The 22,429-nt window shown below is 74.6% G+C and carries 13 protein-coding genes; 6 read left to right on the forward strand and 7 right to left on the reverse strand.

Features of this window, described 5'->3' with window-relative positions:
• The first annotated feature begins 79 nt into the window (after positions 1-79).
• The 4 genes from ACQ5SO_RS07665 to ACQ5SO_RS07680 all read left to right on the forward strand — a co-directional run bounded on the left by ACQ5SO_RS07665 (position 80) and on the right by ACQ5SO_RS07680 (position 6,945).
• Complete coding sequence (locus ACQ5SO_RS07665; RefSeq protein ID WP_430940996.1) at positions 80-3,367, forward strand: integrin alpha; 3,288 nt, start codon at positions 80-82, stop codon at positions 3,365-3,367.
• A gap of 159 nt (positions 3,368-3,526) precedes the next feature.
• Complete coding sequence (locus ACQ5SO_RS07670; protein WP_430940997.1) at positions 3,527-5,719, forward strand: hypothetical protein; 2,193 nt, start codon at positions 3,527-3,529, stop codon at positions 5,717-5,719.
• 96 nt (positions 5,720-5,815) lie between these two features.
• Entirely contained in the window at positions 5,816-6,256 is a 441-nt protein-coding gene (locus tag ACQ5SO_RS07675) for a hypothetical protein (protein ID WP_430940998.1), read from the forward strand.
• Entirely contained in the window at positions 6,253-6,945 is a 693-nt protein-coding gene (locus ACQ5SO_RS07680; protein WP_430940999.1) for an HTTM domain-containing protein, read from the forward strand. Before ACQ5SO_RS07675 ends, ACQ5SO_RS07680 begins: the two co-directional genes overlap by 4 nt.
• A gap of 54 nt (positions 6,946-6,999) precedes the next feature.
• Here ACQ5SO_RS07680 and ACQ5SO_RS07685 read toward each other — a convergent pair whose 3' ends face one another.
• Positions 7,000-7,680 (reverse strand): pyridoxamine 5'-phosphate oxidase family protein, encoded by a 681-nt coding sequence (locus ACQ5SO_RS07685; protein WP_430941000.1) that lies wholly within the window; start codon positions 7,678-7,680, stop codon positions 7,000-7,002.
• 67 nt (positions 7,681-7,747) lie between these two features.
• On the opposite strand from ACQ5SO_RS07685, the gene ACQ5SO_RS07690 reads away from it, so the two are divergent.
• Entirely contained in the window at positions 7,748-9,184 is a 1,437-nt protein-coding gene (locus ACQ5SO_RS07690) for a PLP-dependent aminotransferase family protein (RefSeq protein ID WP_430941001.1), read from the forward strand.
• Here ACQ5SO_RS07690 and ACQ5SO_RS07695 read toward each other — a convergent pair.
• From ACQ5SO_RS07695 to ACQ5SO_RS07720, 6 genes are all read right to left on the reverse strand, one after another.
• The gene (locus tag ACQ5SO_RS07695) at positions 9,103-10,845 is read right to left on the reverse strand and encodes a hypothetical protein (RefSeq protein WP_430941002.1); all 1,743 of its coding nucleotides are present in this window, start codon (positions 10,843-10,845) and stop codon (positions 9,103-9,105) included. The genes ACQ5SO_RS07690 and ACQ5SO_RS07695 overlap by 82 nt on opposite strands.
• A gap of 7 nt (positions 10,846-10,852) precedes the next feature.
• On the reverse strand, positions 10,853-12,160 hold the full coding sequence (locus ACQ5SO_RS07700) for a hypothetical protein (RefSeq protein ID WP_430941003.1): 1,308 nt from the start codon (positions 12,158-12,160) through the stop codon (positions 10,853-10,855).
• A complete protein-coding gene (locus ACQ5SO_RS07705; RefSeq protein WP_430941004.1) occupies positions 12,147-13,844 on the reverse strand; it encodes an Hsp70 family protein in 1,698 nt (565 codons plus the stop codon). The genes ACQ5SO_RS07700 and ACQ5SO_RS07705 overlap by 14 nt, the downstream gene beginning before the upstream one ends.
• Before the next feature lie 1,236 nt (positions 13,845-15,080).
• The gene (locus tag ACQ5SO_RS07710; protein WP_430941005.1) at positions 15,081-16,562 is read right to left on the reverse strand and encodes a hypothetical protein; all 1,482 of its coding nucleotides are present in this window, start codon (positions 16,560-16,562) and stop codon (positions 15,081-15,083) included.
• Positions 16,559-19,045: a hypothetical protein gene (locus tag ACQ5SO_RS07715; protein WP_430941006.1), complete on the reverse strand. Its 2,487-nt coding sequence runs from the start codon at positions 19,043-19,045 to the stop codon at positions 16,559-16,561. The genes ACQ5SO_RS07710 and ACQ5SO_RS07715 overlap by 4 nt, the downstream gene beginning before the upstream one ends.
• Before the next feature lie 82 nt (positions 19,046-19,127).
• Positions 19,128-20,066 carry a LysR substrate-binding domain-containing protein gene (locus tag ACQ5SO_RS07720; protein WP_430941054.1) on the reverse strand — a complete coding sequence of 313 codons (939 nt, stop codon included), beginning with the start codon at positions 20,064-20,066 and terminating at the stop codon, positions 19,128-19,130.
• A gap of 146 nt (positions 20,067-20,212) precedes the next feature.
• On the opposite strand from ACQ5SO_RS07720, the gene katG reads away from it, so the two are divergent.
• On the forward strand, positions 20,213-22,417 hold the full coding sequence (gene katG / locus ACQ5SO_RS07725; protein WP_430941055.1) for a catalase/peroxidase HPI: 2,205 nt from the start codon (positions 20,213-20,215) through the stop codon (positions 22,415-22,417).
• Positions 22,418-22,429: the final 12 nt, after the last annotated feature.

A 22,429-nucleotide genomic window follows, 5' to 3' on the forward strand; every position in this document is an offset into this window, starting at 1 on the left:
CGTCTCGCCCGCCGCCCCATCGGCGGCCGGGGCGCGGGGGCCATGGAGCGCCCTGCATTCCAGGACCGAGGAGCGGCCCATGACCTTCTTCCCACAGGTTTTCGACATCAACACCCTGAACGGCCTCAACGGCTTCACCCTGGAGGGGATCGACCCGAACTACGCCTCGGGCGTGAATTCGGGCTGGTCCGTGTCTTCGGCCGGGGACATGAACGGCGACGGGATCGACGATTTCGTCGTCGGCGTCCGCGACCAGGCCTGGGGCCCGGCGGGGAGCTCGGTCAATTACGGCGCCGGCGCCCTCTATGTCGTGTTCGGGTCCCAGGCGGGGGTCCCGTCCAATTTCAACCCGTTCAGCTTCGACGGCTCCAACGGCTTCGTCGTCTCGGGCGTGCGGAACAATCTCGGCCTCGGGACCTCGGTCGACGCCATCGGCGATTTCAACGAGGACGGCTATGACGACATCGTCGTCGGCACCGTCGCCTTCTCGGCGGGCTACGCCGTGCCGGGCGAGGCCTTCGTGCTGTTCGGCCGCCCCGATGGCGGCTTCGCCCCCGAGGTCGACATCAACGCGCTGGCCCCGGGGCAGGGGTTCCGGGCGCTCGATTCCAATCCCGGCATTCCCGGCCAGCTGGGGGTCGAGGTCGCGGGGATCGGCGATTTCAACAATGACGGCGTCCCGGACGTCGCCATCACCGAGCACAAGGCCTACAACCCGTGGAATGTCGGGACGGGCAGCAGCGGCGAGGAAGGCGCGGTCCACATCCTGTTCGGCGGCGCGGGCAACGTGCCGATGACCGCTCCGACGCCCGGCGCCACCCCTGTCGTCTATCCCTACAGCCATACCGGCGTGCCGGGGCCGTCCTCCTCCAGCTCGCTCAGCTGGTTCGGCCCGATCGAGCATGGCGGCATGGCGACCCGCGTCGCGGGCGGCGATTTCAACGGCGACGGCGCGGACGACATGATCATGACCGCCCCCGGCGCGCCCTTCCGCACGCCGTCCCAGTACAACGTCTACATCACCTTCGGCGGGACCTTCCCCGCGCCGACCCGCGCGGTGGCGAGCCCCATCACCTCCTCCCCCGGGATGGCGATCAATATCGGCCACCCGGACATGATCGTCGGCTCGGTCGGGGACGTGAACGGCGACGGGTTCGACGACTTCCTGGTCGGCATGTACTCCAGCCCCAACACCCCCGAGGGCGTGGGCTCGGTGGCGCTGGTCTACGGCTCGGCCGATCTCGGCTCCCAGCCCATCGACATCTACGGTCTCGACGGAACCGACGGGATCGAGATCCTCGGCCCCGGCAATTTCGGCATCGCCGTGGACGGGGCGGGGGACGTCAATGATGACGGCTATGCCGACATCATCATCGGCTCGGCCGGGCTGACCCCGGGGGGCGCGGGCAACCCCGACATCTTCAACGCCGCCTTCGTGCTGTTCGGCGGGCCGACCGGGACCATCGGCGGCACGGCGCACAGCAATGGCGACTTCTCGGTCAACGACATCAACGGGGTCAATGGCTTCATGGTGTCGGGGACCAGCCCGTTCTCGCCCTCCAACGCCGATGCGCTGGGCTGGTCGGCGTCCGGCGCGGGGGACGTCAACGGCGACGGGGTGGACGACATCATCATCGGCGCGCCGCAGGCGACCCCGGCGCCCGGCGACTCCTTCCTCGCCCATGCCGGGCGGACCTATGTCGTCTACGGCAAGAGCGTCGCCGCCCCGCCCCCGCCCGAGATCCTCGAGGCCGGGACGCTGCAGCTCACCACCGCGCCGCAGACCATCACCCTGAACCGGGCCTTCGACAACCCCGTCGCCTTCGCCTTCGTCGCCACCGAGAACGGCGCCGACCCGGTCAACGCCCGCATCATCGACGTGGACGGCGCGACCCTGACCCTGCGCCTGCAGGAACCCGACCACATGGATGGCGGCCACGGGGCCGAGACGGTGCATTACCTGGTGGTCGAGGCGGGGTCCTGGCTCCTCCCCGACGGCACGATGCTCGAGGCCGGGACGCTCGACACCGCGCGCCTGTCCTCCGCCGGGTTCGAGAGCGTGAGCTTCGACGCAGGCTTCGACGCCGCCCCCGTGGTGCTGTCGCAGGTGCAGAGTGTGAACGGCGCGAGCTTCATCACCACCCGGATGCAGAACAAGACCGCGACCGGCATCGAGATCGCGATGCAGGAGGAAGAGGCCCAGAACCCAGGCGGCCACGCGCCGGAGACGGTCGGCTGGCTCGCCATCGACGCGGGCGCCGGGTCGCTCGGCGGCTTCTCCTGGCACGCGGGGACCGTGGCGGGCGTCGGCCATGACGGCGGGACGGGCGCGGTGTCCTTCCCCGCCGCGGGGGTGCTGGCCGGGATCTCCTCCTTCAACGGCCCCGACACGGCCTGGAGCCGCGGCGCGGGCCTCACCTCCGCCGATTTCACCGTCTCGGCCGAGGAGGACCGCAGCTTCGACGCCGAGACCGGCCATGGCGGCGAGGATGTCGACTACATCGCCTTCGACGGCGCCTCCCTCGGCCTCGCCGGCGCCCCCCTGCGCGCGATCCTCGAGACGGGGAGCCTGTCGCTCACCAACGCGGCGCAGACCGTCGCCCTCGGCCGGGCCTTCGACAACCCCGTCGCCTTCGCCTTCGTCGCCTCGGACAACGGCGCGCAGGCGGTGAACGTGCGCATCACCGAAGTCAGCGGCGCGACCCTCACCCTGCGCTTGCAGGAGCCGAACCACCTTGACGGCGGCCATGGCCCCGAGGACGTGCATTTCGTGGTGGCCGAGGCCGGGTCCTGGATCCTCGCCGACGGCTCGCGGCTGGAAGTCGGGACGCTGGAGAGCGGGTTGCTGACCTCCTCCGGGTTCGAGAGCGTGTCTTTCGGCGGCGCCTTTGACGACACCCCCGCCGTGCTGGCGCAGGTGCAGACCATGAACGGGGCCGATTTCGTCACCACGCGGATGCGCGGGCGCGACGCCGCGGGGGTGGAGCTGGCGATGCAGGAGGAAGAGGCGCTGAACGGCGGCGGCCACGCGTCCGAGACCATCGGCTGGATGGCGATCGAGCGCGGGACCGCCACCGTCGGCGGCGTCTCCTGGCAGGCGGGCAGCTTCGGCGGCGTCTCGGATGCCGGGGGCTGCACGCCCTTCGACTTCGCCCCCTCGGGCGCGGTCGTGGGGCTGTCCTCCTATGTCGGCGCCGACCCGGCCTGGGCGCGGGGCGAATGGGTCGGGACCGGCGGCATGGGCGTGCGGGCGGAAGAAGACCGCAGCGCCGACGCGGAGGTGCTCCACGCCGCCGAGACCGCCGATTTCTTCGCCTTCAGCGCCCCGGGGCTGATGCTCGGCTACGACGCGTCCCTCTTCGCCTGACCCCTGCGCCCCACCCCTGCGCCCCGGGGCGGCGTTTCGCCATGCGGGCGGCGGCGGGGCTTGATCGCCGCCGCCGCCCGATCCACGCTGGTGCGTCCGCAACCGATGGAAGCGCCGACCGGGCGCCGACTGGGCGAAGGTCGGACGGGGAGTTCCGCGATGATGGTCCGACGCCTTTCCGCCGCCGCCCTGGCCGGGCTTGGCCTGGCCCTGCTGGCCGCCGCGCCCGCCGCCGCCGACACCACCGAGGCGCAGGCGGCGCTGGCTCGGCTCGACTGCTATGACGGCCCCATCGACGGCAAGGAGTCGCGCGCCATGTCCCGCGCGATCCGCTGTTTCGAGCGGCGCCACGGCGACGGACGCCCGGACGGCGCGCTCTCGGACGCCGAGATGCAGGCCCTGCGCGCCGCCGCCGCCGCCGCGCCGGACCCGGCGGAGCTGCAGCGCAAGCTCGGCCTCGTCGGCTGCTATGACGGCCCGGTCGACGGGCGCTGGTCGGGCAAGCTGCGCCGGGGCCTGCGCTGTTTCGGAGCCGCGCTGGGCGGCGAGCCGGACGCGGCGCCGGCGGCGGCCGAGCTGGCCGAGCTGGACCGCACCGCCGCCGCCATCGGCGATCTCGCCTCGGTGCAGGCGGCGCTGACCCGCCTCGGCTGCTATTACGGCCCCGAGGACGGCGCGCCCTCGGCCGCCGTCAATCGCTCGGTGAAGTGTTTCGAGCGGCGCACCGGCCGCGCCGTGGACGGCGTGCTGCTGGCCGAGGACGTCGCCGCCCTGCGCATCGCGGCCGAGGCCGAGCCCGCCGCCGTCCCGGCGCAGGACCCGGCGGGCCCCGCCGCGGGGGCGCCCGTGCCGCGCCCCGCCGCGCCCGACGCCGCGGCGCAGGCGGATCCCGCGCCCGCGCCCGCGCCCGCCCCGGACGCTGACGCGGACGGGCCGCTCTCGGACGACCAGCTTCAGCGCCTGCGCGGGAGCCTCAACATGATGGGCTGCTGGCCCTTCAGCCCGCGCGCAAGCTTCGAGGAAAAGATCGCCGAGGGCGTCCGCTGCTACCAGCGGGAGGTCGGCCTGCCCGAGGACGGAACCGCCGACGCCGCCCTTCTGCGCCACATGACCAACGCCCGCATGGCCGAGGTCCGCGAAGCCGTCGGCGCCCGCCTGCGTGCCGAACGCGACGCCCGCGCGGCCGCCCAGGCCGAGGCGCAGGAGGCCCCGCTGCGCGCCATGCGCGCCCGGCTGGCCGAGGCCGGGAGTTTCGGCGAGGCGCCCGACCTTTCCGCCGATCCCGCCGCCGCGCCGCTCTGGACCGGGTTCGGCCTCAGGGTCGAGACCGCCTCGAACACCACCTTCGTCACCGGCGTCGCCCCCGGCGGCCCCGCCGCGCTGGCCGGGATCCGGCCCGGCGCGGTGATCCGCGGCTGGGGCGACGGCGCCTTCGGCGCCCGGTCGCTGGTGGGGGCGACGCTGCTCGGCCCCGATGGCGCGCCGCTGCAGATCCTGGCCCTGGTCTACCGCCCGCAGGAGCGAGGCTGGGACAGACAGGTCCACCTGCTCCGCGCCGCCGACCGGGGCGCCCCGCCCCTGCCGCCGCAGCTTGCGGGCCTGTCGGGCGACGCCGCGTTCCTCGCCCTCTGGCGCCACGAAACCACGGCCATCGACACGCCCGAGACCGCCGGCGCCGTGGCCCGGATCCTCTACGCCCTCTCGGTCCACCGCGCGGCCTGTTACGGGCCGAACCCGGTCGAGATCCCCATCGCCATGACCTTCACCGAGACCCGCCGCAACGGCCTCGGCGCCTGGCTGGGCGAGGAGAGCGAGACCTTCCTCAAGACCCTGCGCGTGCGCCCGGAATTCGAGGGCGCGGGGCGCGCGACCGCGCCGTGGTTCTCGGACATGACCTGGGACGGGCGGTTCCGCGCGGCGATCGACCTGGTCTCGCTCGACGGCTGCGACGGCCCGCGCCTGCGCTGGCTCGAGGAGGGGATCGCGAAGGCCGCGGGGGTCGCCCTGCCGCCCGCCCCGCCGCGGGACGAGAGCCTGGGCGCGGACTGGCGCGGCTTCACCGCCCATTGCCATGCCGGGACCTATCCGGGCGAGAGCAACAGCGAAGCGGGCGCCGCCATGCTGTGCATCACGCTCGAGATGGCCGCGGCGCGGGTCGGGGACCGGGCGCTCTACGACGCCGCCAAGTTCGGCGGTTTCGGCGCCTATCCGAGCGCCGAGCAGGGCTGGGACCCGGACCTGATCGCCCGCCTCACCACCGCGTTCAACGAGATCTGGGGCGGGGAGGGCGCCCCGCGCGACCCCGAGATGCAGCGCCGCTTTGATGCCTATGTGCGCGACATGGGGTACTGACGCGCGTTTCTGACGGCGCGCCTTCAGCGGGCGTTAGCCAATTCACCACCCTTCCGCGCCATCCTCGGTCCGCCCCACCGGACCGAAGGCCCCGCCATGCTGCGCATCCTGTCCCTGTACCTGCCCGCGCTGATCCCCTCCTGGCGCTTTTTCAAGGAGGTCGCGCCCTCGCCGCGGATCGAATACGGGCTGTCAGGCCGCCCCGGCGCGATGCCGACCGCGTGGCAGGAGGCGCGGCCGCGCCCGGAGCGCGTGTCCCCCGCGCGGATGCTGCGCCGGATGCTGTGGAACCCGCGCTGGAACGAGACGCTGTTCATGACCAGCTGCGCCGAGCGGATCGTCGAGGGCGGCCCCCTCCACGACGCCGCGCTGGCGGAGCGGGAGATCGCCCGCCGCATCCTGCGCGACCTCGGCCCCGGGCCGGGAGAGCTGCGCTTCCGCCTCGTCTTCGTGCGCCGCGAAGGCGACGCGATCCTGCGCGAGGTGGAGCATGTCTCGGGCGCTTACCCGAGGGCGGCCCCGGGGGAAGGGCGGTGACCTTCGAGCTCGCCCAGCGGCTGACCGAGGCGATGATGGCGCTGTGCTTCCTGCAGCAGGGGGCCGAGCACATGCGCGGCTTCCGGGATGAGCGCCTCCTGCACCTCCCGCGCATGGGCCTCGCCGCGCTGCTGCTGGCCGGGATCGCGCCCGCTTACGCGCTGCTCGGCCTGCTGGCCTGCGGCCTCGCGCTGCTGCGCCGCTTCGACGGGCCCTATAATGGCGGCTCGGACAAGATGAGCCTGCTGATCCTGTCCTGCCTTTGCGCGGCGCGCTGGGCGCCCGACCCGGTGCTGGCGCAGACGGCGCTGGCCTATCTCGCCGTCCAATTGACGCTGAGCTATTTCATCTCGGGCTGGGTGAAGGTCTGGAACCGCGAATGGCGCTCGGGGCGGGCGCTGGTGGACGTGTTCCGCTTCTCGGCCTACCCGGTCTCCACCGCGCTCAGGGGCTGGGCCGACCGGCCCGGGGCGCTGCGGCTGGCGGGCTGGGGGGTGATCGGGTTCGAGCTGGCCTTTCCCTTCGCCCTCCTCCACCCGCTGGCGCTGGCCCCGGCGCTGCTGGTCACCGGCAGCTTCCACTTCTCCAACGCCTGTTTCTTCGGGCTGAACCGGTTCTTCTGGATCTGGATCAGCGCCTATCCGTCGATCTGGTGGGCGCAGGGGCGGATCGTGCAGGCGCTGCTTTAGCGGCGCCGCGCTGTTGCAGGCGCGCGGCCGGGGGCCCCGGCCGCGCGCGCCCCGTCACTCGGGGAAGCGGTAGCCCTTCACATGCTCGGGCATCTCCACCCCGGGCAGGTTGCGCGGGTCGGGGATCGCCTCGCCCGCCACCATCTTCACCGGGATCACCCCGGCCCAGATCGGCAGGTCGTAATCCTCGTCCTCGTCGATCGGCCCGCCGGTCCGCACCTTGGCGGCGCCTTCCTCGATCTTCATCCCCAGCACCATCGTCGCCTTCAGGTCCTGGGCATGCTCCTCGCGCAGCATCTCGTAGCGGCCCGGGAACAGCGCGTTCACGAAGCGGCCGAGCTTCGCGTGCTTCTCCGCCGGGTCCTCCACCACCTGCGCCTCGCCGAACAGCATCACCGAGCGGGAGTTGACCGAGTGATGCATCCCCGAGCGCGCCAGCACGAACCCGTCGAGGATCGAGACGGTCAGGCAGACCTCGACCCCGCGCCCCGCCTTCAGCGCCCGGCTGGCCGAGGAGCCGTGCCAGTACACGTGATCCCCCTCGCGCCATTGCAGGGTCGGGGTGACATAGGGCTTGCCGTCCATCACGTAGCCGACGCTGCACATCGGCTGGGCGTCGAGGATGGAATAGATCGTCTCGCGGTCGAAATGGCCGCGCTGGTGGGACCGCCGCAGCCGGCTGCGCTCGGTGACGGGAAGCGGATCGGGACGCGGGGCGGAGAGCTGGTCGTCCATGGGAAGGCTCCTCGGGCGGGAATGTCTTGACTGGGGGCGTGCCTACCCGGCTATTGGCCCGATGGGCATGTCCAATCACGCGGAAAAACATCGGTCCAATCTCGAGGCCGCGCTCTTCGCCCTCGGCCTCGAGCGGGGCGGGGGCGCGCCGATGCACGCGCAGCTGGCCGAGGCGCTGCGGGCGCTGATCCTGACCGGCCGCCACCCGGGCGCGCGGATGCCCGCCAGCCGGGCGCTGGCGGCGGAGCTGTCCGTCTCGCGCATGACCGTGACCACCGCCTATGACCAGCTGACCGCCGAGGGCTACCTGCATGCCCGCCGCGGCGACGGCACCTATGTGGCCGAACATCCGCCCCACCTCGCGCCTCCCGCCCCGCGGCGGGTCGAGGCGCCGCCGCCGCCCGCCGACTGGTCGCCCTTCCACCCCGGCGCGCCCGACCAGGCGCTGTTCCCGCACCGGGCCTGGGCGCGGCGGCTGGAGCAGGCCTGGCGCAAGCCCGACCCGGGCCTGCTGGGCCGCGCCGACCCGTTCGGCTGGCCGCCGCTGCGCGCCGCCATCGCCGCGCATCTCTCGGCCTGGCGCGGGCTCGACTGCCGCCCGGGGCAGGTGGTCATCACCGCCGGGGCCTGGGACGGGTTCGACATCATCCGCCACGCCGCCCTCGCCGCCGGGGATCTCGTCGCCGTCGAGGACCCCGGCTGGCCGACGCAGCGAGAGCTGTTCCGCCGCGCGGGCCTCTCCATCGCGCCGGTGCGGGTGGACGGGCAGGGGCTGGACCCCGAGGCGCTGCCCGCGGGCGCGGCGGCGGCGGTGCTGACCCCCTCGCGCCACTATCCGACCGGGGCGGCGATGCCGGTGCCGCGGCGCATGGGCGTGCTGGGCTGGGCCGAGGCGCGGGGCGCGCTGGTGATCGAGGATGATTACGACAGCGAGTTCCGCTACCAGGGCCGCCCCTTCCCGACGCTCGCCGGGCTCGATGGCCTGCGGCGGGTGATCTACATGGGCAGCTTCTCCAAGCTGCTCAGCCCGGCGCTGCGGCTTGGATACCTGGTGCTGCCCGAGGCGCTGCTGGACCCGGCGCGGGCGCATCTCGCGGTCACCGGGGCGCGGGCCTCGCTGGCGCCGCAGCCGGCGCTGGCGGCCTTCATGCAGAGCGGCGAATTCGCCACCCACCTGCGCCGGATGCGCCGCGTCTACGCCCGCCGCCAGGCGCATCTGCTGGCCGCGCTGGCGGGGGCCGGGGACGTGCTGTCCGTCGCGCCCGACCCGTCGGGGATGCACCTGGTGGCCGGGCTGGGTCCCGCGCTGGCGGGGCGCACGGACGTGGAGGCCGCGGCGGCGGCGGGGCGCGCGGGGCTGCTGGTGCGCCCGCTCTCGGCCGCCGCGACGCTGCCCGACCCGCCGCAGGGGCTGCTGCTGGGCTACTCGGCCGCGGACGAGGAGGCGCTGTCCGGCGCCGCCGCGTCGCTGGTCTCGGCGCTGCGGGCGCTGGGCCGGGCCTGAGCCGCCGCCGCCCGCTCCGCCTTGAGGTCCGCCGCCGTCGGCGGGCGCGGCGCCGGGTCGGGCGCATCCGGCGCGATCCGCGGCCCGCGGCCCGACAGCGCGTCGATCGCGCCGCTCATGCTCCAGAGGCTCAGCTGCGCCCAGGCGCAGGCCTCGGGGTTCTGCACCGGGTCGACCAGCGCCTCCCAGTCCCAGGACCGCGAGGCGACGATCGGGTCGAGCACCTTGTTCCCCAGGGTCCGCGTCGTCCCTTCGCGGCGCAGTTCGGGCGCGACGGAGAGGCGCGGGCGCCAGGTGAGGCCGCAGCGCGCCCGCGGGTTGCTGCGGATGATCGGCGCGTCCTCGTGCACCAGGTCCGCCGACTGGGTCAGCAGCCGCCCGGTCTTGCCGATGGAGGCGACGGCGGCGGCGAGCCCCTGGGTCCCGAGGCCCGCGATGGCGGCGGCCTCGTGCAGCAGCGGCGTCGGGACCCTGGCCTCGGCCCCCGCGAAAGGCGCGCTCTGCGCTACAAGGCGCGGGCCGGGCGGCCAGGCGAAGGGCTTGCGCCGGGCCCAGAGCAGCCCCTGCGCGTCAGCGGCCTTGCGGTGGGTCGCGCGAAGGTCTTCGGCCGCCGCGAAGGCGCGCGCCTCGGCTCCAGTCAGAACGAAGACCGGGCCGATCTCCCGCGTCTCGCCGTCCCAGGTCAGGGCCCAGCTTGTGGAGGGGTCGACGCCCGTCACGCTCTCGGGCCGGGCGATCTCCACCCGCCCGGGCGACAGGCGCAGCACCAGCAGCGGCCGCGTCCAGCGGCGCACGCAATCGGGCCCCGCGCAATCGGGCGCATAGGTGTCATAGACCATCGGCAGGTGGATCGAGACCCGGCAGACGGGCTCCACCGCCCCCGCGGCGGTCGTCTCGGCCCGGCAGATCATCGCGTCGCGCACCGGCCCCATGTCGCGCCGGTCGCCGGTCAGCCGCAGCGCCGCGCCCTCGAGCCGCGCGCGCAGGCCCCCTTCCGCCGGGCCCATCACCGCGGGCGGCCCGTAGCGCTTGTCGATCTTCGCGGCCAGCAGCGGCGGCGCGGCGGTCCAGCGCGCCCCGGGGTCGGGCAGCGGGTCCGACTGGACCAGCCCCGCGATCCCCTCGGGCACGGACCAGGCGATCTGGCGGACATAGATGCTCGTCGTCACCGGGTCCGCGTTCGGGTCCGCGAAGGGCCCCCGCGCCGCCTGCGCCAGCGCCGCCGGGTCGACGCCTGCAAGCCCGCTGACCAGCGCCGCGCCGCCGGCCTGCACCCGCGACGCGGCGGCGGCCCAGGTCACCACCTCGCGCAGCTTCGCCTCCCGCTCCGGCGTGTACCAGGTCAGCCGCGCCAGCCAGGGCGTCTGCGCCGCGGCCTCGGCCAGGGTCGGCGCCGCGGCCGCGTCCTGCGCCGGCCCGGACCACAGGTCGATGCGCGGGGCGTCGGGGATCTCCGCCCGCCCGGTCAGCGCGGTCGAGGGCAGCACCAGCTCCACCGCCGCGATCAGCGCGGCGGCGAGGGCGAGCCGCCGCCAGTGCTCCGTCGGCAGGTCGCGCCCGTCGAACCGGCGCCAGAGCCGCACCTGCCCGGCGATCCAGCGCAGCATCGAGCGCCCGGAGAAGATCAGCAGGATCACCGCGAAGATGGCGAGGAAGGTCATGGCGGCCCTAGATCAACTGGTAGAGGCGGAAGGCGGCGTAGGCGATCAGCAGCCCCGACCAGGTGGCGTAGAAGGGCGGCTTCCAGCGGGTGCGGGTCGCGGCGGCGCGCCATTGCACCTCGGCCTGCGCGGGTTCCAGAAGCGCGGCGCAGAGGGCGGCGAGGTGTCGGGTCAGCGGCCCGCGGTCATGCACGCTCCGGGCGCGGCCGACGCCATAGCGCCGGTCGATCACCGTCAGCACCTCGGGGGTCAGCCAGGCGGGCACGGGGATGGGCGAGGGAACCTCCTTGGCGTAAGGCTCGTAGCCCGTCTGCTGCGCCAGCCAAAGCCGCAGCGGCGGGCCGAGCCGCTCCACGTCGTCCAGCGTCTCGATATACGGCGCGTCGAGGATCTTCACCCATTCGGCCGGATCGGCGCGGGCGGCGTCGTCCATGCCGCGGATCGCCTCCATCGCGCGGCTGGCCGGGGCGAAGGCGATCATCTTCCGCTCGGCCTGGTCGAAGTAATCCACCTTGCGCGCCTCGGCGTCCGCCCGGGCGCGGGCGTTCAGCGCCCGCAGGTCCAGGGCCGGGGGCAGGGCGTCCGGGCCATGCGCTTCTTCCAGCGCCGCGGCGATGGCGCGCCAATAGGCCGACAGCATGGCGTCGTTCAGGGTCTCGGACCTGTCCCGGTCGAAGCGGAACATGCGGTTGAGCGCCTCGGCCTGCGCCAGCGTCAGGCTGCGCGGCGGGGCGGCGGACCCGCCGGTCCAGGGCGAGGCGAAGGCGTTCCAGTCATCCTCCTGGTAGAGGCGCGAGAGCAGGTCGCGCCCGGCGGCGCGGCGCAGGGCGGGCGCGCGCTCTTCGGCGTCGCGCGCCTTGTCCGGGGCGTCGTCGGCGCCGCCCAGGACCGCGTCGGCGGCGCGCTGCAGGCGGCGGCGCGCGGGCATCGGCTGGGCGTCGGCATCCGCGGGCGAGGGTTCGTCCCAGGGGGCGTCGAGCCCGGCGGGATGGGCGGTGGCCGGGGTCGCAGGCGGCGGGGGCGGGGCCTCGTCCCGCGGCGGGGGCGGGGGCGCATCGGGCGCGGGCTCCGGCGAAGGCGCCGGCGAAGGCTCCGGCGCGGGCGCCGCCTTCGCCGGATCCTCCGCCGCGGCGCGCTTGCCGTCGGGCGCGATCCGCCGGGCCAGCTCATAGGCCGCGCGCAGGCGCATGAACCCCTCGGGGTCCTCCTCGGGGCGCACCACCTTCAGCCGCTTCGCATAGGCCGAGCGGACGGCGCGCCTGTCCGCCCCCGCCCGCGCCAGCCCCAGCTCGGCGAAGGCCTCAGAAGGGGTCATACCCGTCCCCCAGCCGGTCCAGCAGCGCCGCGATCTCCTCGCGCTCCGCCGCCGCCAGCTTCGGGTCCTGCCGCTCCAGCGCCGCCTCGAACCGGCCGATCAGCCCCGAGATCGCCTGCCGCCGGTCCCCCAGCGCGTTCTCATAGGCCGCGCGCAGCCGGGCCGACATCGCCTGGTTCGGCGCGTCGTCGCGCGGGTGGCGCTTGATCCGCTCCAGCTCCTTCAGGCGCTGCGCGATGTCCGCCTCGCTCAGCGCCGCGGCGGAGTTCTGGATCACCAGCTGCGTCTCGCGCCCGTCCGAGGCGGTGGTCAGCACCTCCAGCACCCCCGAGACGTCATAGGTGAAGCGGACCTCGATCTCCTCCTTCACGCCCGAGCCGCTGGGGATCTTCGCCTGGTAGGCGCCGATGGCGACGTTGTCCTTCACGTCCGGCGCCTCGCCCTGGTAGACCGAGATCGTCACCTCCTTCATCCCCGGCCGCAGCGCCTGGAAAGTCTGCGCGCGGCTGGCGGGGATCGGGGTGTTGCGCTCGATGATCGGGGCGAAGACGCCGTCGCGATAGCGTTCCTCGCCGATCTGCTGGACCGAGGCGATGCCGAGGGTGAAGGGGCAGACATCGGTCATCACCACCTCCTCCAGGCTCTCGTCCCGCGCCAGCAGCCCGGCCTGCACCGCGGCCCCGAGGCCGACGGCCAGGTCGGGGTCGATCTCGTGCTCGGGGAAGCGCCCGAACAGGCGCGAGACCATGCGGCGCACGGCGTCGAGGCGCGTGGCGCCGCCCACGAGGAAGATGCGGTCGATGTCGTCGGCGCGCAGCTGCGCGTCGGTCAGCGCCCGGCGGATCGGCAGCGAGAGGCGCGCGAGCAGCGGCTCGCACAGGCCCGCGAAACCCTCGCGGTCCATGGTCAGGCTATGCTCGGCCCCGTTCAGCACCACGGTCGCCTCGGCCTCGGGCGCCGCGGCGAGGCGGCGCTTGACCGTCTCGGCCGCGGCGCGCAGGCGGGCGCGGTCCTCGGGCGGGGTCTTGCCGGGATCGGCGCCGATCCGCTCGGCGAAGGCGCGGGCCAGCGCGTCGGTGAAATCCTCGCCCCCCAGGAACGCGTCCCCGGCCGAGGCGCGGACCTCCATCACCCCCTCGAACATCTCCAGCACGGTGACGTCGAAGGTGCCGCCCCCGAGATCGATGACGATGAAGGTGCTCTCGCCCTCCTTGTCGCGCACCCCGTAGGCGAGGGCGGCGGCGGTGGGCTCGTTCACGAGGCGGCGCACGGTCAGCCCGGCGATGCCCGCGGCGGCGATGGTCGCCTTGCGCTGCACGTCGTTGAAATAGGCGGGGACCGAGATGACCGCCTCGGTCACCGGCGCGCCCAGGAACGCCTCGGCATCGGCCTTGAGGGCGCCGAGCACGGCGGCCGAGAGGTCCTCGGGGCGCAGGGTCCTGCGCCCGAGGCGCACGTCGTGCTGGGTGCCCATCCAGCGCTTGAAGCGGGCGGCGGTGCGGTCGGGTTCGGTGGCGAGGCGGTCGCGCGCGGCGCGGCCGACGGTCATGGCGCCGTCCTTGCCGAGATGGACGGCCGAGGGGGTGACGGTTTCGCCCAGCGCGTTGGGGACCAGCGCCGGTTCGCCGTCCTTGAACACGGCGCAGACGGAGTTGGTGGTGCCGAGGTCGATGCCGATGATCATGTCGTCCGCCCTGGATGGTCTGCGCCCGCGCGCCGGAGCCCTGTATTTCGCGGCAACGGGTCCGACGCTCAAGGGAAAACCGCGGGGGGCGGGTGCGGGGGCGGGCGGAGCGGGCAGGCCGCTTGCGGCGCGTGGAGGGCGGCGCCGGGGATGCTCGGCACGGGGGCGCGGCGCCCGTGGGCGTCGGAGGCGCGCGTGGGCTGGCGGGTCCACGGCGGCGCAGCGAGATCCGCGTTGGGTCGGCGGTGCAGCCTTCCGGGGCAGCCTTCCGGGGCAGGGCGAGCCGATGGCGTCGGTGGGCGGCCCCCCGGGCGCCGCCCCGGGCGAAACCCGGTTGCCGACGCCTTTGGCGCGACGCGCGGGCGGCGCCGGTCGCGCGCGTCGAGGGCATGCAGCCGCCTGGCTTGCGCGGCGCCGGCGCGGCCCCGCGGCCGCGAGGGGCGGTGAGGGGGCGGCGCCGGCGACCATGCGCCCGGCGCCGTGCTGCGGCGGAGCGAGGCGCCGCGGCGCGGGATGAACCGCAGCCCGGGCGGGACATGCCGCCATGGCGGGCTTCCGGCGCCGGTGCGGCCTCCTCCCGGCGGCGGATGGGGCAGGGCGGCTGGGGGTGCACCTGCACCGCCCTGCCGGGCGGTTCCAGGCGCCAAGGCGCAGGGCGCAGGACCGTTCGGGTCCGGGGGCGGCTTCGGCGGAGGCGGTCCGCGCCCCGGGCGACGTCAACCGCGGCTTGACCAGGGACGGGGGCGCAGCGGCGAGGTTTGCCGGAGGCGGCAAGGAGCCGAAGGGTGGGAGCGAGGACAGCCGCCGACGTGACGGGCATCTCCCCGGCGCCGCGGCGCCTTGCGCATGGGCGCCCCGGTCGGGGCGGCTTCGCGGAGGGCCGCCCGGCCCGGGCGTGGCCAGGTCGACCGCCGGATCAGGGGGCGGCCCCCTCCCCGCGCAGCGGCGGTCCCCGTCAGCCATTCGGGCCGGGGCCGGACGTCCGTCCCGCCTCCGAAGCCCGCAGGGCTGGAAAGGCCGCGACGCCGGGACCGCCTGGCGCGTCCGGGCCGCGGTCGGCGCCGCGGGTCTCGGCTCCGGGTCTCGACGGCGCCCGCGGCGTTCCGCCCGGGGCGGCGGCTTGAAACCCGCCCGTCGCCACGCCGGGTCTCGGGATCGAGGCCCGGAAACGGTCGGCGCGCGCTGGTCGCCTTCGCGCTTGCCTTCGAGCGCCTCGAGCACCGCCCCCGCCGCGCCTCAGTCCAGCGGCACGATCCGCGCCCGGGCGCGCTCGGCCGGGTCGGCGCGCACCGCGTGCAGCGCCTCGATCCGCTCCGACAGCGCGTCGACCTGGGCGTCCAGCGCCGACAGCCGCGCGGCCAGCGCCTCGGCATCCGCGCGCCCCGCCTCGGCGAGGGCGTCGAGCTTCTCCTCCAGCGGCCCGGCGTCGATCCCGGCCCCGCCCAGCGCCGCCTCGATGGCCTCGAGCCGCGCTTCCTGCCGGGCGCCCAGCGCCTCGATGGCCTGGGCCTGTTCCTCGAGCGCGGCGTGCAGCGCCTCGTCGCCATCCGCATCCCCGGCGGCGCGCAGCGCGGCGGCGAGCTCGGCGAAGCCCTGCGCGGCGGCCTTGCCGCGGATGTCGGCGGCGGCGGCGGCCTCGTCCAGCTTCGCCTCGATCGGGTGCAGCGCCTCGGCGCCGATCTTCGCCGCGGCCTCGTCCAGCGCCGCGCGCAGGGCGGCGGCGCGGGCGGCCGAGGCGGAGTCCATCTTCGACAGCTTCTCCTGCAAGGTGTGGAGGACCGGCAGCAGCGAGTCCACGCCCGGCTCCTGCCGCGCCTCCTGCAGCGCGTCGGCGACGGCGGCGCGCAGGATGTCGGCGTCGGGCGCGGCGGTCTCGGCGGCCAGCGACGCCTCGATCCGGGCCAGCGCGTCGTGGACGGCGGCGAGATCGGCGGCCGCGACCGGGGCTGCGGGGGCCTGCGTGCCGGGGACCTGCCTATCCGGGAACTGCGCGACGGGGGCGTCGCCCGGCGCTTCGGCGGCGGAGAGCGCGTCGTCGTCCTCGTCCTCGTCCTCTTCCTCGTCCTGCGTTTCGGCGAAGGTCTCCTCCCCGTCCTCCGGTCCGGCGAAGGGCTCTTCCTCATCCTCCGGCTCCACTTCGTCCCCGGGGTCGGAGAAGGCGTCCGCATCGTCCTCCGCGCCGTCCACTGCGACGGGCGGCGCGTCGTCGCCGGGACCGGCCGCCCCCCCCGACCCCGCATCGGCGCCGGGCCGCGCGTCGCCCGCGGGCAGCGCCGAAAGCGCCTCGGCCAGCGCCGCCATGTCCCGTTCGGCGGCGTCGGCCCGCTCGGCCGCGTCGCTCTCCATCCGGTCCAGCATCGCCTCGATCCCGGCGAGGCGCTCGTCCCCGCCCGATCCCAGCGCCTCGAGCACCTTTCCGGTTTCGGCCTGCACCACGCCCTCGAGCTGCGCGGCATGGCGGAACAGCACGTCGAGATCATCGCCGAGCCGCTTCGCGATCGCGTCGAGCCGCCGCGACTCCTGGGCCGGGGCCTCCACGAAGGCGGCCAGCGCCTCGGCGAGGCCCTTGAACCGGCGGTCGAGCAGCTCCAGCCGCGCCTCCACCTTCGCCTGGCCCGCCTTCGCCCCGCGGCGCAGCACCATCACGGCGACCAGCGCCGCGATCAGCGCGACCGGCGCCGCCGCGACGGGCGCCCAGTGCAGGATCATCTCGATCATGACCCATCCCCCGGCTTGCGCCGCCGGGCGCGGGCCATTTCCAGCGCCGCGCGCAGCTGGGCGTCGCGCGCCTCGAGCGCGCCGAGCGCGTCGGCCAGCGCCTCCTCGGCCCGGGTCTCGGCCCCCTCGGCGGCGGTTTCGACCAGCGCCGTCAGGCGCGCGTCGCGCGCCTCGGCTTCCTCCGACAGCCGCGCCTCGAGCGCCGCGAAGCGGGCGTCGAGATCGGCCGCCGTCGCCGCGCCTTCCGAGCGCGCGGCGATCCCGCCCAGCGCCGCGCGGGTGGCGGCGCCGTCGGCCTCGGCGCGTTTCTCCAGCGCCGCGATCCGGTCCGCGAGCGCCTCGACCGGGCCCATGTCCGGGCCGGGCGCATCGGCCAGCCCGGCCTGCAGCGCGGCGATGGCGTCGAGGATGCCCGGCCCCGGGTCGCGCGCGGCGAGCCGGTCTTCGAGCCCCGCGATGGCCTGGTGCATCGCCTCCGCCCCGCCCTCGATCCGCGCCTCGAGCGCCCCGAGCCGGGCGGTCAGCGCGGCCGCGGCCTCCTCCATCCGGGCGACCTGGGCGGCGAGCACGGTCTGCGCGCCCTCGGCGGTCGAGAGCGCCACGCGCAGCCCGTCCGAGGCCGCGGCCCCGGCGCGGGCGCCCGCCTCGATCCGGGCGGCGAGGTCGTCCGCCGCGGCGTCGATCCGGTCGGTCAGCGGGCGGGCGAGGGCGCCGAGCGCGGCGTCGCGCCAGGCCGACATCTCCTCGGACAGGGCGTCGAGGCGGGGGGTCGGGTCGACGCTTTCGATGGCGCCGCGCAGCCCGTCGAGGCGGCGCGAGAGCGCGTCGTGGCGCCTGCGCCGGGTCTCGCGGTCGCGCGAGAGCTCGGCGCGCAGGGTCTCCAGCGCGGCGTCGGCGGCCTCCCCGTCGGACTCCGCGGGGGCGAGGCGGTCGACCAGCCGCGCCTCGGAGGCGGCGAGCGCCTCGGCCAGGACGGGTCCGAGCGCGTCGCCGGGGGCGGCTTCCTCGCGCAGGGCGTCGAGGGCGGACTGGAGGGCGTCGAGCCGGGCGACGAGGGCGGCGCCGGTCTCGGCCCGCAGCGCGTCGAAGCCCGCGGCGACGGCGTCGATCCGCGCCAGCAGCGGGGCCTGCGCCTCGGCCGCCTGTTCGACCACCTGCGCGCGCAGGCGGGGGGCGTCGGCGGCGGCGACGGCGGCGGCGACGCCCTCGGCCGTGCGCCGCGCGGCGTCGGCGGCGAGATCGGCGGCGTAGCCCGCGTCGATGACAAGGTGCGGACCGGCGGCGCGCAGGGCGGCGTCGGCGAGCGGGGCGAGGAGCGCGAGCGAGGGGGCGCCCTCGTCCCCGGCGGGCGTGTCGGGGGCGTCTTCCGGCGCGTCGATGGGCGCGGCGGTGCAGCCCGCGGGGATGTCCGCGTCGAGCGCGTCGCCCGCCTGCGCACGCAGGGCGTAGAGGGTGGGGGCGACGCGGAACAGCGGGCCGTCGATGCGCGGCAGCAGCGGGGCCAGGAGGGCGGCGTGGTCCTCCGCCCCCGGGTCGATGGACAGAAGGTGGGTGGCGAGCCCGGCCTGGAGGAGCGCGCGGGCGCGGGCCCCGGGCGAGGGGGCGGCCTCGGCCGCGGCTTCGGCGGCGGCCGGTTCGGGGTCGGCTTCGAGGGCCGGTTCCGGCGCGGGGTCCGCTTCCGCCTCGATCTCCGGTTCAGCATCCGGTTCGGGTTTCGCCGCGGTCTGCGCCTCGATCTCCGCTTCGGCGTCCGCTTCGTCTTCCGGTTCGGGTTCGGGCGCCGCCTCGTCGAGAAGGGCGTCCTCCTCGAGGTCCTCCGCGGCAGGCGCCTCGGCCTCGGCGCTTTCGTCGCCGTCGAGAAGGGCGTCTTCGAGGTCTTCCTCGTCTTCATCGAAAGTCGCGTCCGCGGGCGCGTCCTCCTCGACCGCCTCCGCGGCCGCGTCTTCCTCGGGGAGGTCGCCCTCTTCCTCGGCCAGGTCTCCCTCGGCCAGGTCTTCGTCCGAGAGGTCGTCTTCCGCGAGGTCGTCTTCCGCCGTCTCCGCCCCGGCGAGGGCGTCGTCCGCCGTCTCCGCCCCGGCGAGGGCGTCGTCCGCCTCGGTTTCGTCGGCGATCATCTCGTCGTCGATCATCTCGTCATCGGACAGCGCGTCGTCGGGCGCGTCGTCCTCCGAAAGCGCGTCCTCGGGCGTCTCCTCGGCGTCCGCCTCGCCACCCTCGTCCCCGGCATCGAGGTTTTCGCCTTCAAGCGCGCCGTCTTCCTCCGCCGCGTCGGCGAAGGCTTCGTCGTCGTTCTCCTCCTCCTCCCCGGCGGCGCCGAGAAGGTCCTCGTCCAGCGCGTCCTCGAGGGCTTCGGCCGCGAGCGCGGCGTCCGCGTCCGCCTCGGACAGGGCCGCGTCCTCGACCTCCGCCGCGTCCTCAAGCGCTTCGGAAAGGGGCGCGTCCGCGTCGGCGCCCTTGGGCCCGGTGGGGGCGGGGGTGTTCATGCTGGGTCTCGCTCGTCCTGCCGTCGCGGGGGCGCGGGGGCCCCGTGCGGACCCCCGGCGGGCGCAGCATGCAGACGAACGGTTAACCCGGGGTTCCCGCGCCGCCGCCGGGCGCCCCGGTCTCGGCCCGCAGGGCGGCGGCCGAGGCGCGGATCTCCTCGGCCAGCCCGCGCAGCTGGTCGGCCATGGGGGTGGAGCGGCGCCAGACCAGCCCGATGGTGCGGCTCGGCCGCGGCGCCGCCAGCCGGTCCACCGACACGGCGGCCGAGCGGGTCTCCACCGCCACCGCCATCTGCGGGATCAGCGTCACGCCGATCCCGGCCCCGACCATCTGCACCAGGGTGGCCAGCGACGAGCCGTTCATGATCTCGCGCGGGGGGGCGTTGTGCATGTTGCAGAAGGTCAGCGCCTGGTCGCGGAAGCAGTGGCCTTCCTCGAGCAGCAGCAGGCGCATCTCGCGCAGCGCCTCGCCGTCCGGGACCGGGCGGCCCGCCTCGCCCTCGGGGCGGACTAGCACGAACTCCTCCTCAAACAGCGGCACCTCGGTCAGCGACGGCTCCGAGACCGGCAGCGCGAGGATGGCGAGGTCGATGCGCCCGTCGCCGAGCTCCTCCAGCAGCCGGGGGGTGACCGTCTCGCGCAGGCGGATGTCGATGCCGTCATGGGCGCGAGAGAGGTCCGAGATCAGCCGCGGCAGAAGATAGGGCGCGATGGTGGGGATCACGCCGATCCGCAGCGGCCCGGCGAGCCGGTCGCGGGAGATGCGCGCGAGCTCCCCCAGCTCGTCCACTTGGCGCAGGATCTCGTCCACCCGCAGCTCGAACTCCCGCCCCAGCCCCGTCAGGCGCACCCGGCGCGCGCCGCGCTCGAACAGGGCGGCGCCCAGATGCTCCTCCAGCTCCTTGATCTGCATGGACAAGGCGGGCTGCGACACGGCGCTGGCCTCGGCCGCGCGGCCGAAATGCCCCTCGCGCGCGAGGGCCTTGAAATAGCGAAGCTGGCGGAGCGTGAGATGCATTATCAGGTGAAATTATCATCCCGATCAGAAGATGCAAATTTGCCTGATCGAACTGCGGCGTTATGGTCCGAGTCGAAGCAGGACGCGGCCCCCCTCGGCCGCCCCTGCGCGTCACGCAAGCAACGAGACCAAAAGGGAGAGACGACATGATGGACGGCAGCGACAGCCCGCAGGGCAAGTGCCCGGTGATGCACCAGCCGATGAATGTCGGCGCGCGCTCGAACAGCGACTGGTGGCCGAACCAGCTGAACCTGAAGGTCCTGAGCCAGCAGTCGGCCAAGACCGACCCGATGGACCCTGACTTCAACTATGCCGAGGCGTTCAAGTCGCTCGACCTCGAGGCGGTGAAGCAGGACCTGTTCGCGCTGATGACCGACAGCCAGGACTGGTGGCCCGCCGATTACGGCCATTACGGCGGCTTCTTCATCCGCATGGCCTGGCATTCCGCCGGCACCTACCGCATGGGCGACGGCCGCGGCGGCGCGGGCGCGGGCGCGCAGCGCTTCGCCCCCCTGAACTCCTGGCCCGACAACGGCAACCTCGACAAGGCCCGCCGCCTGCTGTGGCCGATCAAGAAGAAATACGGCAACAAGATCTCCTGGGCCGACCTCTACATCCTCGCCGGCAACTGCGCGATCGAGTCCATGGGCCTCAAGCCCTTCGGCTTCGCGGGCGGCCGCGAAGACATCTGGGAGCCGGAGGAGGACATCTACTGGGGCGCCGAGACCGAGTGGCTGGCGACCTCGGACAAGCCCAATTCGCGCTATTCCGGCGACCGGGAGCTCGAGAACCCGCTGGCCGCCGTTCAGATGGGCCTGATCTACGTGAACCCGGAAGGCCCGGACGGGAACCCCGATCCGCTCGCCTCGGCCCGCGACGTGCGCGAGACCTTCGCGCGCATGGCGATGAACGACGAGGAGACGGTGGCCCTGACCGCGGGCGGCCACACCTTCGGCAAGGCCCACGGCGCCGGGGATGCGGCCCATGTCGGCCCGGACCCCGAGGCCGCGCCGCTCGAGGCGATGGGCTTCGGCTGGCTCTCCTCCCACAAGTCCGGCAAGGGGATCGACACCATCACCTCCGGCATCGAGGGCGCCTGGACCACCAACCCGACCCAGTGGGACATGGGCTATTTCGACCTGCTGTTCGGCTATGAGTGGGAGCTGGTGAAGTCCCCCGCGGGCGCCTGGCAGTGGCAGCCCAAGGACATCAAGGAAGAGGACATGCCCCCCTCGGCCGACGGCAAGGGCAAGGCCATGCCGATGATGACCACCGCCGACATGGCGATGCGCATGGACCCGGCCTATGAGAAGATCTCGCGCCGGTTCCATGCCAACCCGGAGGAGTTCGCCGACGCCTTCGCCCGCGCCTGGTACAAGCTGACCCATCGCGACATGGGCCCGCGGGCGCTGTTCCTCGGCCCGGACGTGCCGGACGAGGAGCTGATCTGGATGGACCCGGTTCCGGCCGTGGATCACCCGCTGATCGACGACGCGGACGCGGCGGCGCTGAAGGCCGAGCTGCTGTCCTGCGGCGTCTCGCAGCGCGACCTGATCTACACCGCCTGGGCCTCGGCCTCGACCTTCCGCGGCTCGGACAAGCGCGGCGGCGCCAATGGCGCGCGCATCCGCCTCGCCCCGCAGTCGGGGTGGGAGGTGAACGAGCCCGAGACCCTGGCCGCCACCCTCAAGGCCTATGAAGGCGTGAAGGCGGCGTTCGACGCCAGGGGCGACAAGAAGGTTTCGCTCGCCGACCTGATCGTGCTGGGCGGCTGCGCGGGGATCGAGGCGGCGGCGAAGGCGGGCGGCCACGACGTGACCGTGCCCTTCACCCCCGGCCGCACCGACGCGACCGAGGCGCAGACCGACGCCGACAGCTTCAGCGTGCTGGAGCCGGAGGCGGATGCGTTCCGCAACTACCTCAAGGCCGATTACGCGATCCCGGCCGAGGAGATGATGGTGGACCGCGCCCAGCTGCTGACCCTGACCGCGCCCGAGATGACGGCGCTGCTGGGCGGTCTGCGGGTGCTGGGGGCCAACCATGGCGGGACCGCGCATGGCGTGCTGACCGACCGCGTGGGGGTGCTGTCCAACGACTTCTTCACCAACATCCTCGACACCTCGACGGTGTGGAAGCAGGTCGACGGGCAGCCGGGCGTGTTCGAGGGCAAGGACCTGAAGACCGGCGCCGCCAAGTGGACCGGGACCCGCGTGGACCTGATCTACGGCTCGAACAGCCAGCTGCGCGCGCTGGCCGAGGTCTATGCCTGCGATGACGACGGCGCGAAGTTCGTGTCGGCCTTCGTCAAGGCCTGGACCAAGGTGATGGACGCCGACCGCTTCGACGTGAAGTGACCCCGTGACCTG

This window comes from Rhodovulum sp. DZ06, from assembly GCF_050586345.1.
Classification (GTDB): domain Bacteria; phylum Pseudomonadota; class Alphaproteobacteria; order Rhodobacterales; family Rhodobacteraceae; genus JBOCEF01.